This window comes from Roseicyclus sp. (assembly GCF_052168335.1).
Classification (GTDB): domain Bacteria; phylum Pseudomonadota; class Alphaproteobacteria; order Rhodobacterales; family Rhodobacteraceae; genus Roseibacterium.
Genome location: NZ_JBQLZP010000436.1, coordinates 1 through 2758 on the forward strand (window position 1 = coordinate 1; position 2758 = coordinate 2758).

Consider the following 2758-nt stretch of genomic DNA (forward strand, 5'->3'; position numbering starts at 1 on the left):
TACCTCCTCGTGGACGCCGCCCCGCAATATGCCTCGACGGTGGCCTTCACGGTGCGGACGGGACAGGACGGCGCGGGCGACGCGCTCGGCGGCATCGCGCGGCTGACCGGAGCCGCCGGCGGCGCCGAGGCCGCGATCCTGGCCGAGTTCCTGCACAGCCAGACGCTGATCGAGCGGCTCGCCCGCAGGCTCGACATCGTGGGTCACTATTCCGGACCCCAGGGCGACCCGGTCTTCGCGCTTTCGCGCGATGCGACCGTCGAGGATCAGTTGGCCCACTGGCGCCGGATGCTCCGGGTGACGCACGACGCGGGCACGGGCCTCATCGAGCTGAGGGTCCTCGCCTTCTCGCCGGAAATGGCGCAGCTCATCGCGCGCGAGCTCGTCGTGGAAGGGCAGGCGCTGGTCAATGACCTGAACGCGCGCGCGCGGCAGGACGCCACCGCACAAGCCTCGCACGGCCTCGCCGTGGCCGAGGCCCGACTGGCGGAGGCGCGCGCCGCGCTGACCGCCTTCCGTATCGAAAGCGGCATCGCCGAGCCCGGATCGGACATCGAGGGGCGCTTCGCCGTCGTGCGCCACCTCCAGGCCCAGCTCGCCCAGGCGCTGGCCGCGGACGGGCCCGCAGATCCGGCGGACGCCGAGCGCGTGGCCTTCCTGAGACGTCGCATCGCGGAGGAGCGCGCGCTGGCCGGCGAGGAGGACACCGGCCCCGGCAGCAGGGATTACCCCGCACTCCTCGCCGGCTACGAACGCCTCGCCGCTGAACGAGACTTCGCCGAGGCGGCGTGGCGCGCGTCGGTCGCGGCCCATGACATCACGCTGGCGGCCGCGGCGCGGCAGGCGAGCTACCTCGCCGTCTACATCCAGCCGACGCTCGCCGAGCGGGCCGACCATCCCCGTAGCGGCGCGATCCTCGGGCTGCTCGCGCTGTTCCTCCTGCTGGTGTGGTCCATCGCGCTGCTGACGGCCGCGGCGATCCGCGACCGGCGCTGAGCCCGCGCCATGATCCGCTTCGACGGCGTGGAGAAGGGCTTCCGCGGCGACGGTCGCCGGAAGGTTCTCGACGGCCTGACCTTCGAGCTGCCCGGCGGCAGGTCCGTCGCGCTCCTCGGGCGGAACGGGGCGGGGAAGTCCACGCTTCTCCAGCTTGTCTCGGGCAACCTCCGGCCCGACCGGGGGAGGATCGCGCGGACCGGGACCGTCTCCTGGCAGGTCGGTTATGGCGGCGCCTTCCACCCCGAGCTGACCGGCGCGCAGAACACGCGCTTCGTCGCCCGCGTCCACGGCGTCGCCCCCCGCGCGCTCGAGGCCTTCGTCGCCCGCGTCCACGGCGTCGCCCCCCGCGCGCTCGAGGCCTTCGTCGAGGATTTCGCCGAACTGGGGGAGCGGTTCCACAGGCCCGTGCGCACCTATTCGCAGGGCATGAAGGCGCGGCTGACCTTCGGTCAATCCATGGGCATCGCCTTCGACACCTACCTGGTGGACGAGGTGACGGCCACGGGCGACGCCGTCTTCCGCGAGAAGAGCCGGGCGATCCTGCGCGAGCGGCTCGGCGCGGCGGGCGCCATCGTGGTCAGCCACAATCCCGAGGAGCTTCGCGCCCTCTGCACCGCGGGCCTCGTGCTCGAGGACGGCAAGGCGCGCTACTTCGACGACCTCGAGGAGGCGATCGCCAGGCATCTCTCCGGTCTCTGACGCCGGCTTCCCGCGAGCTTTAGGCAATCTCCCGACCGCGTCCACATTGTCGGCCCGCACCGGCCGCAGCCCCCCCGCATGAGATGACCCGCTTGCGCGCGGAGGGCCTTCATGACGGGCATCGCATTCTCGGGACGGGTGGAGACCGGCCACGGCGGCCTCGACACCGGGATCGACGGTATGACCGTCGTGGAGACGGACGCGGGCGCCATCCTCTTCGTCTCGAGCGGGCCGCGCGGCGGGATCGTCGCGCACGACCTCTCCGGCGCGACGGCGAGCGTCGCGGGCCTCTCCTACTTCGGCCCCGGCTGGGGCGGCGACGCGCTTGCCGGGCCGGTCTTCCTCTCGATCGGGGGCGAGGACCACCTGATCGTGGCCGGCAGCGGCGAAAGCGGGCTCTGGACGCTCTCCCCCGACAGCTTCGGCGCGGCGGCGCTCCTCTCCGGCCTCGCGCCGGAGCTCGGGCCCGTCCGCGACGCCGCCGAGGGGACGGAGGGGCGCACCTATCTGGCCGACGGCTTCACGGGCGGGCTCACGGTCCATGCCTGGACAGGAACGGCGCTGACGCAGACCGCCGCCATCGCCGACACCGACGCGACCTATGCCGCCGACGTTTTCCGGCTGGCGACAGCCGAGGTCGGGCCGCACCGCTACATCCTCGCCGCCAGCCAGTCGGAAGCCGGCGTCGCGGCCTTCCGCGAGGAGCCCGAGGGCCTCGTCGCGACCGGCGCCATGGGTGCGGGCGAAGGTCTCGGCGTCATGATCCCCACCGCGATGGAGACCGTTATGCTCGGCGGGCGACACTTCGTCGTCCTCGCCTCGGCCGCCGGGAACGGCGCCGGCGGCGCGCTCAGCGTCCTCGAACTCCTGCCGAGCGGCGCGCTGGTGCCCACGGATCACGTGACGGACACGCTGGAAACGCGGTTCGGCCGGGTGCAGGACGTCGCCATCGCCACGGCGGGCGGGCATGCCTATGTCGCGGCGGGCGGCGGCGACGACGGCCTGACCCTCTTCGCGCTCCTGCCGAACGGGCGGCTCCACCTGCTCGAGAGCGTCGGGG

At 73.3% G+C, this 2758-nt stretch carries 2 protein-coding genes and 1 pseudogene; all 3 read left to right on the plus strand.

The window, feature by feature from the left end; genetic code table 11:
• On the plus strand, nucleotides 1–996 hold a 996-nt coding region (locus tag ACTS11_RS13325), incomplete at its 5' end, for a sugar transporter (protein ID WP_442640795.1).
• A gap of 9 nt (nucleotides 997–1005) precedes the next feature.
• Nucleotides 1006–1698 (plus strand): ABC transporter ATP-binding protein, encoded by a 693-nt coding sequence (locus ACTS11_RS13330; RefSeq protein ID WP_442640796.1) that lies wholly within the window; start codon nucleotides 1006–1008, stop codon nucleotides 1696–1698.
• Between the two features lie 111 nt (nucleotides 1699–1809).
• Nucleotides 1810–2758: pseudogene (locus ACTS11_RS13335) on the plus strand (hypothetical protein); the annotation flags it as partial.